The sequence below is a fragment of the Cupriavidus phytohabitans genome (assembly GCF_017815025.1).
Lineage (GTDB): Bacteria > Pseudomonadota > Gammaproteobacteria > Burkholderiales > Burkholderiaceae > Cupriavidus.
In genome coordinates this window covers 93804-108031 of sequence record NZ_JAGIQB010000001.1, presented here as the reverse complement: position 1 = coordinate 108031, position 14228 = coordinate 93804, and the positions used below count along the sequence as shown (strand labels likewise).

Sequence of the window (14228 nt, the reverse complement as noted above, 5' to 3'; positions counted from 1 at the left end):
CTCTTGCGGCAGCGGGGTTGTCGGAATGGGAGCGGCGGCGCGCCGCTTACTCGCCCAGGTAGGCCGCCCGCACCTTGGGATCGTCCAGCATCTGCTTGGCTTCCCCGCTCATGGTGATCAGCCCGGACTCCATCACGTAGCCGCGGTGCGCGGCCTGCAACGCCAGGCGCGCGTTCTGCTCGACCAGCAGCACGGTCACGCCCTGCGCCGAGATGTCGCGCACGACCTCGAAGATCTTGTCGACCATGATTGGCGACAGGCCCATCGACGGCTCGTCCAGCAGCAGCACCTTGGGCTGGCTCATCAGCGCGCGCGCCATCGCCAGCATCTGCTGCTCGCCGCCGGACATGGTGCCCGCCAGCTGGTTGGCGCGTTCCTTCAGGCGCGGGAAGATGCCGAACATGCGGTCGACGTCAGCCTTGATGCCGGCCTCGTCGCTGCGCGTGTAGGCGCCCATCTGCAGGTTCTCGGTGATGGTCATGCGCGCGAACACGCCGCGGCCTTCCGGCACCATCGCCAGCCCTTGCTTGAGCAGCGCGTAGCTGGGCACGCCCTTGATCGACTTGCCCATGTACTCCACGTCGCCGCCGGCCCAACCCTGCAGGCCGGTGATGGCCTTCATGGTCGTGGTCTTGCCGGCGCCGTTGGCGCCGATCAGCGTGACCAGTTCACCGTCCTCGATTTCCAGGTCGATGCCCTTGACGGCCTGGATGCCGCCGTACGCGACCTTCAGGCCGGAGATCTTCAGTACTGTCTGTTTCATTGCTGGCTGTTTCATTGCTTTCCTCCCGCCATCAGTGCGCCGAGGTGCCGAGGTAGGCCTCGATCACCGCGGGGTTGTTCTGCACCTCGTGCGGCAGGCCCTGGGCAATCACCTTGCCGTAGTCCAGCACGGTCAGGCGGTTACACAGCCCCATCACCAGCTTTACGTCGTGCTCGATCAGCAGGATGGTCTTGCCGTCGTTCTTGATCTTGTCGAGCAGGCCACGCAGCTCGACCTTCTCGGTCGCGTTCATGCCCGCAGCCGGCTCGTCCAGCGCCAGCAACTTGGGCTCGGTCGCCAGCGCGCGGGCGATTTCCAGCCGGCGCTGGTGGCCGTACGACAGGTTACGCGCGGTGAAGTTGGCGTACTTGCCGATGCCGACGTAGTCGAGCAGGTCATGCGCCATGTCCTCGATGCCCTCTTCTTCGCGGCGCACCGCAGGCGGCCGGAAGATCGCGCCGAACAGGCCGGCCTTGGAGCGCACATGGCGCCCGACCATCACGTTCTCGAGCGCGGTCATCTCGCCGAACAGGCGGATGTTCTGGAACGTGCGCGCGATGCCGGCCTTGGCCACTTCATGCACGGCGGTCGGCTGGTAGGGCTTGCCGCCCAGCATGAACTCGCCCGCATCCGGCGTGTACAGCCCGGTGATCACATTGAAGAACGTGGTCTTGCCGGCGCCGTTGGGGCCGATCAGGCCATAGATCTCGCCCGGCTTGATCTGCAGGCCCACATCCGACAGCGCCTGCAGGCCGCCGAAACGCTTGTTGACCCCCTGTACCGACAGGAGGAAATCGTTGTTGCTCATGTTGTCCTCCTGGTCAGAAACGGCCCACACTGCCCGCACGGCGCACCACCGGGCGGTCTTCCTTGCGTGGCGACGGCCAGATGCCCGCCGGGCGGTACAGCATGACGCCAACCAGGGCCAGGCCGAACAACAGCTGGCGCAGCACTTCGGCATCAACGATCACATGGCCGAACAAACCGGTCTGCATCGGCTCGGCCACCACGCGCAGCAGTTCCTGGAAGCCCACCAGCAGGATGCCGCCCAGGATCACGCCCGGGATATGGCCCATGCCGCCGAGCACCACGATGGCCAGCACGTAGATCGATTCCCACAGCGTGAACGATTCCGGCGACACGAAGCCCTGGAATGCGCCGAACACCGCGCCCGAGGCGCCGCCGAACGATGCGCCCATGGCAAATGCCAGCAGCTTGATGTTGCGGGTGTTGATGCCCATGGCCTTGGCGGCGATCTCGTCCTCACGGATGGCCACGAAGGCCCGGCCGATACGCGAAGTCTGCAGCCGCAGGCACACGAACACGATCACGATGACCAGGAACACCAGCAGGTAGTAGTACATGAACACCGGCGTGAACTTCATCCCGAAAATCTCGTGCGATTTCGAGAAGTCGAAGCCGAAGATATGGACCGGATCCACCGCCGTGATGCCCTTGGGGCCATTGGTGATGTTGACCGGACGGTCCAGGTTGTTCATGAAGATGCGGATGATCTCGCCGAAGCCCAGCGTCACGATGGCAAGGTAGTCGCCGCGCAGCTTGAGCGTTGGCGCTCCCAGCAGCACGCCAAAGGTCGCGGCCACCAGGATCGCGAGCGGCAGCACGAACCACATCGACAGGTGGACGCCGGTGGGGAACAGTTGCTGGATCCACTCGAACTGGTTCGCCAGGTGCGGCGAGCCGAGCAGCGCCATCAGGTAGGCGCCTACTGCGTAGAACGCGATATAGCCCAGGTCAAGCAGGCCGGCAAAGCCCACCACGATGTTCAGGCCCAGCGCCAGCATGATGTACAGCAGCGCAAAGTCCAGCACGCGGACCCAGTAGTTGCCGCCCAGGGTCTGGACGATAAACGGCGCGCACAGCGCGACCACCAAAAAGCCAATGAGTGCGGCCAGGGTCTTGGTCGGCACCTTGGTCGGCGCCGCGACGGCGGCCGTGGATGGAATCGGGGTATTCATGGATTCGCTCTCCTCAGGCGCGGTCCGCCACGCGTTCGCCCATGATGCCGGACGGACGGAAGACGAGCACAGTGATCAGTACGATAAAGGCGAAGACGTCCTGGTAGTTCGAGCCGAACACGCCATTGGTCAGGTCACCGATATAGCCGGCACCCAGCGCCTCGATCAGGCCCAGCAGCATGCCGCCGACCATCGCGCCGGCAAGGTTGCCGATGCCACCCAGCACCGCGGCGGTGAATGCCTTCAGGCCCGGGATAAAGCCCATGTAGAAGTGGGCGTTGCCGTAGTTGGTGGCCATCATCACGCCGGCCAGCGCCGCCAGCGTGGCGCCGATCATGAAGGTGGCGGAGATGACGAAGTTGGGGTTCACGCCCATCAGGCCGGCCACCTTCTGGTTCTCGGCGGTGGCGCGCATGGCGCGGCCGAGCTTGGTGCGGTTGACCAGCGCGAGCAGGCCCGACATGACCATCACGGCCAGGCCGATGATGACCATTTCCTTGCCGGTGATGGTAGCGCCGGTCGTGCCGATGTCGATCGGTTCCGACGGCAGCAGTTGCGGGAAGGTCAGCGGGTTGCGCGACCAGATCAGCATGCCCATCGTCTGCAGGATGATGGACACGCCGATCGCGGTAATCAGCGGGGCCAGCCGTGGCGCATTGCGCAAGGGCCGGTAAGCGATACGCTCGATCGAGTAAGACAGCACTGCGCAGACCGGCATCGCAATCAGCGTCGCGATCACCAGCGTCAGCCATTCGGGCAAGCCGGGGGCAAACTTCTGCAGACCAAGAATCGCTGACAGGGCGGTCAGCGCGCCGATCATCAGGACATCGCCGTGGGCGAAGTTGATGATCCCCAGAATGCCGTAGACCATGGTGTAGCCGAGTGCGATCAGCGCATAGATGCTGCCGAGCACCAGACCGTTCACGATCTGCTGGATAAAGATATCCATGAAAACTCCTGCTTCAGTCCCTTACCTGACGGCATGGTGTGGATGCCGGGGGGGGACGATGATGTGGTGATGGGTAACGTTGCTGCAGTTTGATTGCTGGTAAGCCGCCCGCCATGCTCCATCCAGGGTAAGGATGCTTCTACATTAGGCGAGGCTAAAAAGAACGGCACCGCAAAATACTCACGGTGCCGTTCGGATGGGCCGGTAAGCCCAGATTACATCTTCACGACGTCGAGAACGGACTTCTTCTTGTCCTTGTACTCGTACAGCGTGATGGTGCCTTCCTTCATGTCGCCCTTCTCGTCGAAGGCGATGTTGCCGATCACGCCCTTGTAGTTGGTCTTGGGCATTTCGGCCAGGATGGCAGCCGGTTCGGTCGAGTTGGCGCGCTTCATGGCGTCGACGATGACCATCACCGCGTCATAGGTGAACGGCGCGTAGATCTGCACCGGCGCGTTGAAGCGTGCCTGGTAGCGCTTGGAGAAGTCCGCGCCCTGCTCCATCTTCGACAGGGCCAGGCCGGCCTCGGAGCAGATGATGTTGGTCACGGCATCGCCGGCCAGCTCGGCCACCTTGTCGGTACAGACACCGTCGCCGCCAACGATCTTGGCGCCGATGCCCAGCTCCTTGGCCTGCTTGGCGAACGGGCCGCCGGTGGCATCCATGCCGCCGTACATGATCACGTCCGGCTTCTTGCCCTTGATCTTGGTCAGAATGGCCTTGAAGTCGGTGGCCTTGTCGTTGGTGGCTTCGCGCGCCACCACGTTCACGCCAGCCGCCTTGGCGGTCTTCTCGAACTCGTCGGCCAGGCCCTTGCCATAGGCGGTGGCGTCGTCGACGATCGCCACGCTCTTGGCGTGCAGGGTCTTGGCGGCGTAATTGGCCAGTGCCGGGCCCTGCTGGGCGTCGGTGGCCACCACGCGGTAGGTGGTCTTGAAGCCTTGCTTGGTGTAGTCCGGGTTGGTGGACGAGGGCGAGATCTGGACGATGCCGGCATCGCTGTAGATCTTCGAGGCCGGGATCGACGTGCCCGAGTTCAGGTGGCCGACCACGGCGACGACCTTGGCGTCGACCAGCTTCTGTGCCACGGAGGTGCCGGTCTTCGGATCGGCGGCATCGTCTTCGCCGACCAGTTCCAGCTTGATCTTCTTGCCACCGACTTCAAGGCCGGCCTTGTTGACTTCTTCCACGGCCAGGCGGGCGCCGTTTTCGTTGTCCTTGCCAAGGTGCGCGATACCGCCGGTCAGCGGGGCCGCGTGGCCGATCTTGACGACGGTCTCGCCACCGCCCGCTGCAGGGGCTGCTGCGGCCGGCGCCGAAGAGGCCGCATCCGCCGGCTTCTCTTCCTTCTTGCCGCAAGCTGCTACCAGCGCCACTGCGGCCGCGATCGGCAGAATCTTGGCAAACGTGATTTGCATGAGTGATCTCCTAGGATTCACAAAAACAGGGATTTGCAACGCCTCCCGGACGTTTCCCTGGACCGCCTTTGTTTAGTTTCAATTTGAAACGCGCGCATTGTATCCCCTTTCTTTGCAGATGCAATACGCGACGCAACAACTCGACCGATTTACCCTTCAAATGAGCTAGGGAATTTCCCCAATGCACAGATTGGGGCAATTCCCGCTCACATGGCGGGACTGCGGCACATACTTACAAGAATCGTGCCTGCGCCGCCCCGGCGGCAGGACCAGGCGCGCGGTGCGCCACCTATAATAGGTCTTAATTAATTAGGCATTTCATTTCAAATGCGAGGCACCGATCTCTAATGTGCAGAATGTAGCGCCGCACCATAATAGGGAAAACCCCAGTTACGGGGATTACCCCTATTTTGTCGGATTCACCAGGCACGCAGTCATTCATGCATCCTGGCATTGCACTGATAATGTGCATTGCGCGTCATAAGCCGGCAAATCGTCACCGCGCGGGCATGCGCGAAAAAAAAGCGCCGCATTGCGCGGCGCTCTTGTCATGAACCAGTGCGGTGCGGGCCCGGCCCGCGGTCGCTCAGGCGGCGACGCTGGTTGGCATCAACCCCCGCGGCAGGGGAAACGCCATGTTTTCCTCGATGCCCTCCAGCCCCCGCACCTGGCGTGCACCGAGCGCGCGCAGGCGGTCTACGATCGACTGCGCCAGCGCCTCGGGCGCCGAGGCCCCGGCGGTCAGCCCGATACGGCGCTTGCCGGCGATCCATTCCGGGCGCACCTGCTCCGGCGCATCGACCATGTAGGCCGGCACGCCCAGGCGCTGCGCCAGTTCGCGCAGGCGGTTGGAATTGGAACTGTTGGGGCTGCCGACCACGATCACCACCTCGACCTGCGGCGCCATGAACTTGACAGCGTCCTGGCGGTTCTGCGTGGCATAGCAGATATCCTGCTTCTTCGGTTCGCGGATCTGCGGATAGCGCGCCTTCAGCGCGGCAACGATTTCGCGGGTTTCATCCACCGACAGCGTGGTCTGGGTCACGTAGGCAAGCCGCTCGGGGTCCGCGATCTGCAGGGTGGCGACGTCGTCGACCGTCTCGACCAGCACCATGCCGCTGTTGGCCTGGCCCATGGTGCCTTCGACCTCGGGGTGGCCGCGATGGCCGATCATCACGATCTCGCAACCCTCCGCGCGCATCTTGCCGACTTCGACATGCACCTTGGTCACCAGCGGGCAGGTTGCGTCGAACACGTGCAGGCCGCGCGCGGCGGCGTCCTCGCGCACTTCGCGCGACACGCCATGCGCGCTGAAGATGACGGTGGCGCCGGCAGGCACCTCGTCCAGCTCACGCACGAACACCGCGCCCTTGCTGCGCAGGTCGGCCACCACGTAGGCGTTGTGTACGATTTCATGGCGCACGTAGATCGGCGCGCCGAAGCGCGCGAGCGCGCGCTCGACGATCTCGATGGCGCGATCCACGCCGGCGCAGAAGCCGCGCGGCTGGGCCATCAGGATTTCGGCGTCGGGTGCGGTGGTCAGGTCAGGCATGCTGCGTATCTGGACAGGAGTCGGCACGTTGGCGTAATCAGAGGATGCCGATCAGCTGCACGTCGAACAGGATGGTCTGTCCGGCCAGCGGATGATTGAAGTCGAACAGCGCCGCGGTCTCGCCGATTTCCTTCAGCACGCCCGCGTACTTGCCGCCGCCGGGGGCGTTGAACTCGACCAGGTCGCCCGGGTTGTAGTCTTCCTCGAACGAGCTGTTCTCACGCAGCGTTGCCAGCGACACCCATTGCAGTAATTCGGGATTGCGTGGCCCGAACGCGTGCTCCGGCGCGAGCCGGTAAGTCATGCGCTCGCCTTCCGGCATGCCCAGCAGCGCCTGCTCCAGCGTGGGCGCGAGCTGGCCCTGGCCGAGCAGCAGCGTGGCGGGCTTGTCGTCGAAGGTGCTGACGACCTCGGTGCCATTCTCCAGCGAGATGCTGTAGTGCAGGGTCAGGAAAGAGTCGGCCAGGACAGTCTTGCGGCCAGCCGTGCCGCCGTCGGCTTCCGACGCGAAAGTTTGCAAATTCATGGGTGATCAACCGAGGAACAACCCGTATTGTATTCGACTGGCCCATCGCCCGCCGCGCCGGAGCCGTATACCCCTTCTAGCTCTCGGGGCGGCGGTCCAACCCCGACCGCCCATGACCATTGCCAACTGGCCCGCCTGCGAGCGGCCGCGCGAGAAACTGCTGGAATGCGGCGCCGCCGCCCTGTCCGACGCCGAACTGCTGGCTGTCTTCCTGCGCGTCGGCGCGGCCGGCAAAAGTGCCGTCGACCTCGCCCGCGAGCTGATGCACCGCTTTGGCTCGCTGACCGCCTTGTTCGCGTCCGAACCCGGTGCGCTGACGGGCATCAAGGGCATGGGCGCGGCCAAGTACGCACAATTGCAGGCGATTCCCGAACTGGCGCGGCGCGCGCTGGCTGAATCGCTGCGGCTGCCGACCGGTTTCGACTCGCGCGCGGCGGTGCACAGCTACCTGCGCCTGACGCTGGCATCGCTGCCGCATGAAGTATTCCTGTGCCTGTTCCTCGATCCGCGCAACCGCATGATTGCCAGCGAGGAACTGTTCCGGGGCACCCTGACGCGCACTGCCGTCTATCCGCGCGAGGTCGCGCGCCAGGCACTGGTGCATAATGCGGCCGGCGTGATCGTGGCGCACAACCATCCCTCCGGCACGACCGCGCCGAGCCAAAGCGACGTCCACCTGACCCGCGAGCTGGCACGAACGCTCGAACTCATCGACGTGCATCTGCTCGACCATTTCATCGTGGCGGGCCAGGAAATCCGTTCGCTGGCCGACGGTTGCGAATGCCTGCCTGGGCTGTGACGTCTGCAGCACAGTGCCGGACGAGACACAACACCCGATTCCGTCAACGCAGGGAAGGCATTGATTCACCGGCGGATTCCGGTCTATAATTTACGTTTCATTGAAGTCCCATCCGCTGCAGTCCGGGCCCGCGCGCCTTTTGTTGATCTGTTGCGAACATTGTCCACGAATAAGATTTAGGAGTGCTTCATGGCACGCGTCTGTCAAGTGACCGGGAAAGCGCCGATGGTCGGCAACAACGTTTCCCACGCAAACAACAAGACCAAGCGCCGTTTTCTGCCCAACCTGCAGAATCGTCGTTTCTTCGTTGAATCCGAAAACCGCTGGGTGAGCCTGCGCGTCTCGAACGCCGGCCTGCGCCTGATCGACAAGAAAGGCATCGACTCCGTGCTCGCCGATCTGCGCGCACGTGGCGAAGTCTAATTAGGAGCACATCATGGCAAGCAAGGGCGGCCGCGACAAGATCAAGCTGGAATCGACCGCAGGTACCGGTCACTTCTACACCACCACCAAGAACAAGCGCACGATGCCGGAAAAGATGGAGATCATGAAGTTCGATCCCGTCGCTCGCAAGCACGTCGCTTACAAGGAAACCAAGATCAAGTAATTGATCCGGTATCCCGCCAGAAAGCCCCGCCATGTTGCGGGGCTTTTTGTTGCCCGCTCGTTTCCCGCGCGACGGCGCAGGCGCGACGTTGGTCCCCGCAGGCCGCAAGAAGCGCGCCGTTCGGCACACCAGCAAGCACACGGCAACTTTCCGGCGCGATCACCGCCCAGTCGGGCCGGTTCACCGCTGCACGGCATGCCGCGCACGGTGTAGACTTTCCCGTTTCCCCCATCCGCCCGGCGCCTTCCGGCGCTCTCTCCGCACCATGAATTTCGACGTCGCCATCGTCGGCAGCGGGCTGGCCGGCCTTACGGTCGCGCTGCAACTGGCCGACACCCACCGGGTTGTCATCCTCAGCAAGCGCGCCATGACGCAGGGCGCCAGCGACTGGGCGCAGGGCGGCATCGCCGCCGTGCTTGATTCCGGCGACAGCCATGACGAGCACACGCAGGACACGCTCGTTGCCGGCGCAGGACTCTGCGACGAAGAGGCAACCCGCTTTATCGTGGAGCACGGGCGCGAAGCGATCCAGTGGCTGATCGACCGCGGCGTGCCGTTCACGCGCGACGAGCAGGCCGAACTGGGCTTCCACCTGACCCGCGAAGGCGGCCACAGCCGCCGGCGCATCATCCACGCGGCCGATGCCACCGGACACGCGGTGGTCAGCACGCTGCTGCAGCAGGCCACGCAGCATCCGAACATCACCATCCTGGAAGACCATTTCGCGATCGACCTGATCACCTCGCGCAAGATGGGACTGCCTGGCAACCGGTGCTATGGCCTTTACGTTCTCGACGACAGCACCGGCGCGGTGCACACCCTCACCGCCACGCACACGGTGCTGGCCGCGGGCGGCGCTGGCAAGGTCTACCTGTACACCACCAACCCTGACACCGCCACCGGCGACGGCATCGCGATGGCGTGGCGCGCGGGCTGCCGGGTGTCGAACATGGAGTTCATCCAGTTCCACCCCACCTGCCTGTACCACCCCTATGCCAAATCGTTCCTGATTTCCGAGGCGGTGCGCGGCGAAGGCGGGCTGCTCAAGCTGCCCGACGGCACCCGCTTCATGCCCGAACACGATGAGCGCGCCGAACTGGCACCGCGCGACGTGGTCGCGCGCGCGATCGACTTCGAGATGAAGAAGCGCGGCCTGGACTGCGTCTACCTGGACATCAGCCACCAGCCCGAAGCCTTCCTGAAAGAACACTTCCCGACGATCTACGCGCGCTGCCTGGAACTGGGCATCGACATCACGCGCGAGCCGATCCCGGTCGTCCCGGCTGCGCACTACACCTGCGGCGGCGTGGTCACCGATACCGCGGGCCGCACCGATATCGGCAACCTGTACGCAGTGGGCGAGTCTGCCTGCACCGGCCTGCATGGCGCCAACCGGCTGGCCTCCAATTCGCTGCTCGAATGCATGGTGATCGGCCGCGCCGCGGCGGAAGACATCGCCTCGAAGGACAAGGCCGGCGCGCCCAACATCACGCTGCCGGCGTGGGACGAGAGCCGCGTGTCCGATGCCGACGAGGAAGTCGTGGTGTCCCACAACTGGGATGAACTGCGCCGCATGATGTGGAACTACGTCGGCATCGTGCGCACCAGCAAGCGGCTGGAACGCGCGCAGCACCGCATCGGCCTGCTGCGCGAGGAAATCGCCGAGTACTACGCCAACTTCCGGGTCACGCGCGACCTGCTGGAACTGCGCAACCTGGTGGAGGTGGCCTCGCTGATCGTGGACAGCGCGTACTCGCGGCATGAAAGCCGCGGGCTGCATTTCAGCCGCGACTATCCGGACTCGCTGCCGAAGGCACTGCCTACGGTGATGCAGCCCTCGGCCGGCCGCAAGCGCTGAGCGCCGTCCAGCAATAAAAAAACGGGGTGCGAGCCAGAGGGCTCCACCCCGTTTTTTTTGACTTCGCGCTGGCGATGCGTCAGCGGATGATACGCAGCGAGTAATCCGTCGCGCGCACGTCCTTGGTCAATGCGCCCACCGAGATGCGGTCCACGCCGGTCTCGGCAAACGTGCGGATGGTCTCGGCATTGACGCCGCCCGACACTTCCAGCAGCGCCCTGCCCTGGTTGATCTTCACCGCGTCCTGCATCATCGGCACGGTGAAGTTGTCGATCAGCACCGACTTCGCGCCCGCGGCCAGCGCCTCTTCCAGTTCCGCCAGCGACTCCACTTCGACCTGCACCGGCGCATCGGTATCGAGCGCCTGCGCCGCCTGCATCGCGGCGGTGATGCTGCCGGCCGCGGCGATATGGTTTTCCTTGATCAGGATGCCATCGTACAGCGCCAGCCGCTGGTTCTCGCCGCCACCGACGCGCACCGCGTACTTCTGCGCCAGGCGCAAGCCTGGCAGCGTCTTGCGCGTATCCAGCACGCGCGCGCGGGTGCCGGCGATCAGGTCGGCATAGCGGCGCGTCACCGTGGCCACGCCGGACAGCAGTTGCAGGAAGTTCAGCGACGGACGTTCCGCGGTCAGCAGCGAGCGCGCCGGGCCGGTGATCTCGCACACCACGGAATCCGGCGCCATGCGGGCGCCCTCTTCCTGCAGCCAGCGCACTTCCAGCGCCGGATCGACCGCGCGCATGCAGGCGTCGAACCACGGCCGTCCGCACAGCACCGCCGCTTCGCGCACGATCACGCGCGCATGCGCGGGCTTGCCTGCCGGCACCAGCAGGCCGGTCAGGTCTCCGCTGCCGACATCCTCGGCGATGGCGGCCTGTACATTGGCTTGCAGCGCCGCCTGCAGCGCTGCGCCGTAGCTGTCGAAAATCGGATTCACGCTCATGCCGGACCGATCCCCTGGAACAGCGCCTGTTCCTGCGCCAGGTCGGACGACGGACGCACATTGCGCTTCTGCGCCGCGGCAAAATCGAGCATGCGGTTGATGCAGGTCACCGCCTTGACGCCGATGGCCGGGTCGACATGGATCTCATTGCGCCCGGTCTCCAGCACGTCGGCCAGGTTAGTCAGCGCATTCATCGCCATCCACGGGCAGTGCGCGCAACTCTTGCAGGTCGCGCTGTTGCCGGCAGTCGGCGCTTCGATGAAATGCTTGCCGGGCGCGGCCATGCGCATCTTGTGCAGGATGCCGTTGTCGGTGGCGACAATAAACTCGGTCGCGTCCAGCTTCTGCGCCGCCTCGATCAGCTGCGAGGTGGAGCCGACCACATCGGCCTGCGCTACCACATTCTCAGGCGATTCCGGGTGCACCAGGATCTTGGCGTTGGGGAATTCACGGCGCAGCAGGTCCAGCTCGATGCCCTTGAACTCATCGTGCACCAGGCACGAGCCCTGCCACAGCAGCATGTCGGCGCCGGTCTGCTTCTGGATATAGCTGCCCAGGTGCTTGTCGGGTGCCCACAGGATCTTCTTGCCCTGCGCGTGCAGGTGCTCGACGATCTTCAGCCCGATGCTCGAGGTCACCATCCAGTCCGCGCGCGCCTTCACGGCGGCACTGGTGTTGGCGTAGACCACCACGGTGCGATCCGGATGCGCGTCGCAGAAGGCGGCGAATTCGTCGGCCGGGCAGCCCAGGTCGAGCGAACAGGTCGCATCCAGGTCCGGCATCAGCACGGTCTTCTCGGGGCTGAGGATCTTGGCGGTCTCGCCCATGAAGCGCACACCCGCCACCACGAGGGTCTTGGCCTCGTGGTCGCGGCCGAAGCGGGCCATTTCGAGGGAGTCGGAGACGCAGCCCCCGGTTTCTTCGGCAAGGTCCTGCAGGTCGGCGTCGACGTAATAGTGCGCCACCAGCACCGCGTTGCGTTCCTTCAGCAAGCGGCGGATACGCGCCTTCAGCGACTGCCGCTCGTCGGGCGACAGCACCGGCGGCACCTTGGCCCAGGCATGGGCCACGCAGCTGCCGCCAGTGGCGTTTTCGGCATCCGCGAGGTTCGGCTTCTCGAACTCGACGGTCTTGATCGATTGTGGGGTCATCTCCGGGTACTCCTCTAGACCTCCGCCAACAGGGTGCGGCCGGCCAGAACATGGGGGAGTTTATCTAAAACAAAAGCCCCGCCATGGGCGGGGCTTTGTCAAACCATACGGCGCGGCCGAATTGTATCAGGCGTAGCGGCGCAGGCGCAGCGAGAAATCATGCAGCGCCTGGATACCGCTGGCCTCGGCACGGTGGCACCAGGCCTGCAGCTGCTGCAGCAGCTGCTCGCGCGTCAGGTTGGAACGGCCCCAGATGGCGGCCAGTTCACGTCGCATTTCGACGAAGGTCTGCAGCGCCTTGTTCTGCTCGACGATGCTCGCCAGTTGTTCGCGCTGCTGCGCGGCCAGCTTGGTCTCCTCGCGGTGGAACCACTTGCTGGCGGGCTTGAAGCTGCGGTACTCGGCAACACGGCCTTCCTTGAGCTTTTCCAGTTCCTGGCGGAACGCACCCTTGACGGCCTTGGCGTAGCGCGCCATCACGTCATAGCGGTTGGCGATGATGGCTTCCAGCGTATTGTGGTCGACCGGGCGGGCTTCCACCAGGCGCGCCTTGGGCGGGGTCTTCTTGACCTTGGCCAGGCCGACCGCCTGCATCGCGCGGATATAGCCCCAGCCCACGTCGAACTCATACCACTTGATCGAGAACTTGGCCGAGGTCGGGTAGGTGTGGTGGTTGTTGTGCAGCTCTTCGCCGCCGATGATCAGGCCCCACGGCGATACGTTGGTCGACGCGTCTTCGCAATCGTAGTTGCGATAGCCCCACCAGTGGCCCAGGCCATTGATGATGCCGGCGGCATGGATCGGAATCCACAGCATTTGCACAGCCCACACCGACATGCCGATCACGCCGAACAGCGCCAGGTCGATGATCAGCATCAGGCCGACGCCCTGCCAGGTGAAGCGCGAGTAGAGATTGCGCTCGATCCAGTCATTCGGGCAGCCATGGCTGAACTTGGCAATGGTTTCCTTGTTCTTGGCCTCGGCACGGTACAGCTCGGCGCCTTCCAGCAGCACCTTGCGGATGCCGCGGGTCTGCGGGCTGTGCGGATCGTCTTCCGTCTCGCACTTGGCGTGGTGCTTGCGGTGGATGGCAGTCCACTCGCGCGTGACCATGCCGGTGGTCAGCCACAGCCAGAAGCGGAAGAAATGCTGGGCGATCGGGTGCAGGTCCAGCGACCGGTGCGCCATGCAGCGGTGCAGGAAGATGGTGACGCCTGCGATGGTGATGTGCGTCATCACCAGGGTGTAGATGACGATCTCCCACCAGGCCCAATTGGCAAGGCCGTTCGCGGCCCAGTCAAGAATAGTGTCGAACAAACTGTTCTCCGTCGGTTAAACAGGGACTTTCCCGTGCAAGCCGGCTGGGCCGGTACACACAACGCGCAGAAAAAATAGCTGCGAATCCATTGATTGCGATAGCTGTCTGGCGCTCGCCATGGAACCCGAAGTCGCTCCGGGCTCCCTGGAACGCTAGTCTGGCGCCGGCCTCGGGCTGGCGGGACAAGGTACGAGCCGCTGCAATCTGGCGGCTGTCTGATGTGGGAGCGGGATGTCTCACCCCGTGACAACCCGGCATTCTACCGGATTGCCGAGGGCGCCGGCATACGCTATTTCCCGGATTTCGACGGCGAGCAACGGTTTTCGTTCCATGGGTGCCGAATTCGCCGCCCGGCGCAGCCGCCG

Annotated in this window: 14 protein-coding genes; 4 read left to right on the top strand and 10 right to left on the bottom strand. The window is 64.4% G+C overall.

Annotated features, from left to right (window positions below; all coding sequences use genetic code 11):
- Window positions 1-46: 46 nt before the first annotated feature.
- The 7 genes from J8I34_RS00515 to J8I34_RS00485 form a co-directional block, all read right to left on the bottom strand.
- Window positions 47-763, bottom strand: a complete 717-nt coding sequence (locus tag J8I34_RS00515) for an ABC transporter ATP-binding protein (RefSeq protein ID WP_029046002.1) — start codon at window positions 761-763, stop codon at window positions 47-49.
- Window positions 764-794: 31 nt separating this feature from the next.
- On the bottom strand, window positions 795-1571 hold the full coding sequence (locus J8I34_RS00510) for an ABC transporter ATP-binding protein (RefSeq protein ID WP_029046001.1): 777 nt from the start codon (window positions 1569-1571) through the stop codon (window positions 795-797).
- Window positions 1572-1584: 13 nt separating this feature from the next.
- Window positions 1585-2742, bottom strand: a complete 1158-nt coding sequence (locus tag J8I34_RS00505; RefSeq protein WP_035877072.1) for an ABC transporter permease subunit — start codon at window positions 2740-2742, stop codon at window positions 1585-1587.
- A 13-nt stretch (window positions 2743-2755) separates the two neighbouring features.
- Window positions 2756-3691, bottom strand: coding sequence for a branched-chain amino acid ABC transporter permease (locus J8I34_RS00500; RefSeq protein WP_029045999.1), 936 nt, complete (start codon window positions 3689-3691; stop codon window positions 2756-2758).
- 215 nt (window positions 3692-3906) lie between these two features.
- Window positions 3907-5109 (bottom strand): branched-chain amino acid ABC transporter substrate-binding protein, encoded by a 1203-nt coding sequence (locus J8I34_RS00495; RefSeq protein WP_029045998.1) that lies wholly within the window; start codon window positions 5107-5109, stop codon window positions 3907-3909.
- A gap of 586 nt (window positions 5110-5695) precedes the next feature.
- The gene (gene ispH, locus J8I34_RS00490; protein ID WP_209805117.1) at window positions 5696-6661 is read right to left on the bottom strand and encodes a 4-hydroxy-3-methylbut-2-enyl diphosphate reductase; all 966 of its coding nucleotides are present in this window, start codon (window positions 6659-6661) and stop codon (window positions 5696-5698) included.
- A gap of 37 nt (window positions 6662-6698) precedes the next feature.
- Entirely contained in the window at window positions 6699-7187 is a 489-nt protein-coding gene (locus tag J8I34_RS00485; protein WP_029045996.1) for an FKBP-type peptidyl-prolyl cis-trans isomerase, read from the bottom strand.
- Window positions 7188-7299: 112 nt separating this feature from the next.
- Here J8I34_RS00485 and radC point away from each other — a divergent pair, with 112 nt between their 5' ends.
- The 4 genes from radC (at window position 7300) to nadB (ending at window position 10451) form a co-directional block, all read left to right on the top strand.
- Window positions 7300-7986, top strand: a complete 687-nt coding sequence (gene radC / locus J8I34_RS00480; RefSeq protein ID WP_029045994.1) for a RadC family protein — start codon at window positions 7300-7302, stop codon at window positions 7984-7986.
- A 189-nt stretch (window positions 7987-8175) separates the two neighbouring features.
- Window positions 8176-8409 (top strand): 50S ribosomal protein L28, encoded by a 234-nt coding sequence (gene rpmB, locus J8I34_RS00475; protein WP_006575661.1) that lies wholly within the window; start codon window positions 8176-8178, stop codon window positions 8407-8409.
- 13 nt (window positions 8410-8422) lie between these two features.
- On the top strand, window positions 8423-8593 hold the full coding sequence (gene rpmG, locus J8I34_RS00470; RefSeq protein WP_010814980.1) for a 50S ribosomal protein L33: 171 nt from the start codon (window positions 8423-8425) through the stop codon (window positions 8591-8593).
- Window positions 8594-8858: 265 nt separating this feature from the next.
- Window positions 8859-10451, top strand: coding sequence for an L-aspartate oxidase (gene nadB / locus J8I34_RS00465; RefSeq protein WP_029045993.1), 1593 nt, complete (start codon window positions 8859-8861; stop codon window positions 10449-10451).
- 79 nt (window positions 10452-10530) lie between these two features.
- Here the strand turns inward: nadB and nadC are convergent, their stop codons facing one another.
- The 3 genes from nadC to J8I34_RS00450 form a co-directional block, all read right to left on the bottom strand.
- Window positions 10531-11394: a carboxylating nicotinate-nucleotide diphosphorylase gene (nadC, locus tag J8I34_RS00460; protein ID WP_209769420.1), complete on the bottom strand. Its 864-nt coding sequence runs from the start codon at window positions 11392-11394 to the stop codon at window positions 10531-10533.
- Window positions 11391-12545 (bottom strand): quinolinate synthase NadA, encoded by a 1155-nt coding sequence (gene nadA / locus J8I34_RS00455; protein ID WP_029045991.1) that lies wholly within the window; start codon window positions 12543-12545, stop codon window positions 11391-11393. Before nadA ends, nadC begins: the two co-directional genes overlap by 4 nt.
- A 126-nt stretch (window positions 12546-12671) precedes the next feature.
- Window positions 12672-13862, bottom strand: coding sequence for a DesA family fatty acid desaturase (locus J8I34_RS00450; protein WP_209769416.1), 1191 nt, complete (start codon window positions 13860-13862; stop codon window positions 12672-12674).
- Window positions 13863-14228 lie beyond the last annotated feature (366 nt).

Coding starts and splice junctions, on each gene's coding strand:
- J8I34_RS00515 (WP_029046002.1), bottom strand. CDS start 763: ATGAAACAGACAGTACTGAAGATCTCCGGCCTGAAGGTCGCGTACGGC.
- J8I34_RS00510 (WP_029046001.1), bottom strand. CDS start 1,571: ATGAGCAACAACGATTTCCTCCTGTCGGTACAGGGGGTCAACAAGCGT.
- J8I34_RS00505 (WP_035877072.1), bottom strand. CDS start 2,742: ATGAATACCCCGATTCCATCCACGGCCGCCGTCGCGGCGCCGACCAAG.
- J8I34_RS00500 (WP_029045999.1), bottom strand. CDS start 3,691: ATGGATATCTTTATCCAGCAGATCGTGAACGGTCTGGTGCTCGGCAGC.
- J8I34_RS00495 (WP_029045998.1), bottom strand. CDS start 5,109: ATGCAAATCACGTTTGCCAAGATTCTGCCGATCGCGGCCGCAGTGGCG.
- ispH (WP_209805117.1), bottom strand. CDS start 6,661: ATGCCTGACCTGACCACCGCACCCGACGCCGAAATCCTGATGGCCCAG.
- J8I34_RS00485 (WP_029045996.1), bottom strand. CDS start 7,187: ATGAATTTGCAAACTTTCGCGTCGGAAGCCGACGGCGGCACGGCTGGC.
- radC (WP_029045994.1), top strand. CDS start 7,300: ATGACCATTGCCAACTGGCCCGCCTGCGAGCGGCCGCGCGAGAAACTG.
- rpmB (WP_006575661.1), top strand. CDS start 8,176: ATGGCACGCGTCTGTCAAGTGACCGGGAAAGCGCCGATGGTCGGCAAC.
- rpmG (WP_010814980.1), top strand. CDS start 8,423: ATGGCAAGCAAGGGCGGCCGCGACAAGATCAAGCTGGAATCGACCGCA.
- nadB (WP_029045993.1), top strand. CDS start 8,859: ATGAATTTCGACGTCGCCATCGTCGGCAGCGGGCTGGCCGGCCTTACG.
- nadC (WP_209769420.1), bottom strand. CDS start 11,394: ATGAGCGTGAATCCGATTTTCGACAGCTACGGCGCAGCGCTGCAGGCG.
- nadA (WP_029045991.1), bottom strand. CDS start 12,545: ATGACCCCACAATCGATCAAGACCGTCGAGTTCGAGAAGCCGAACCTC.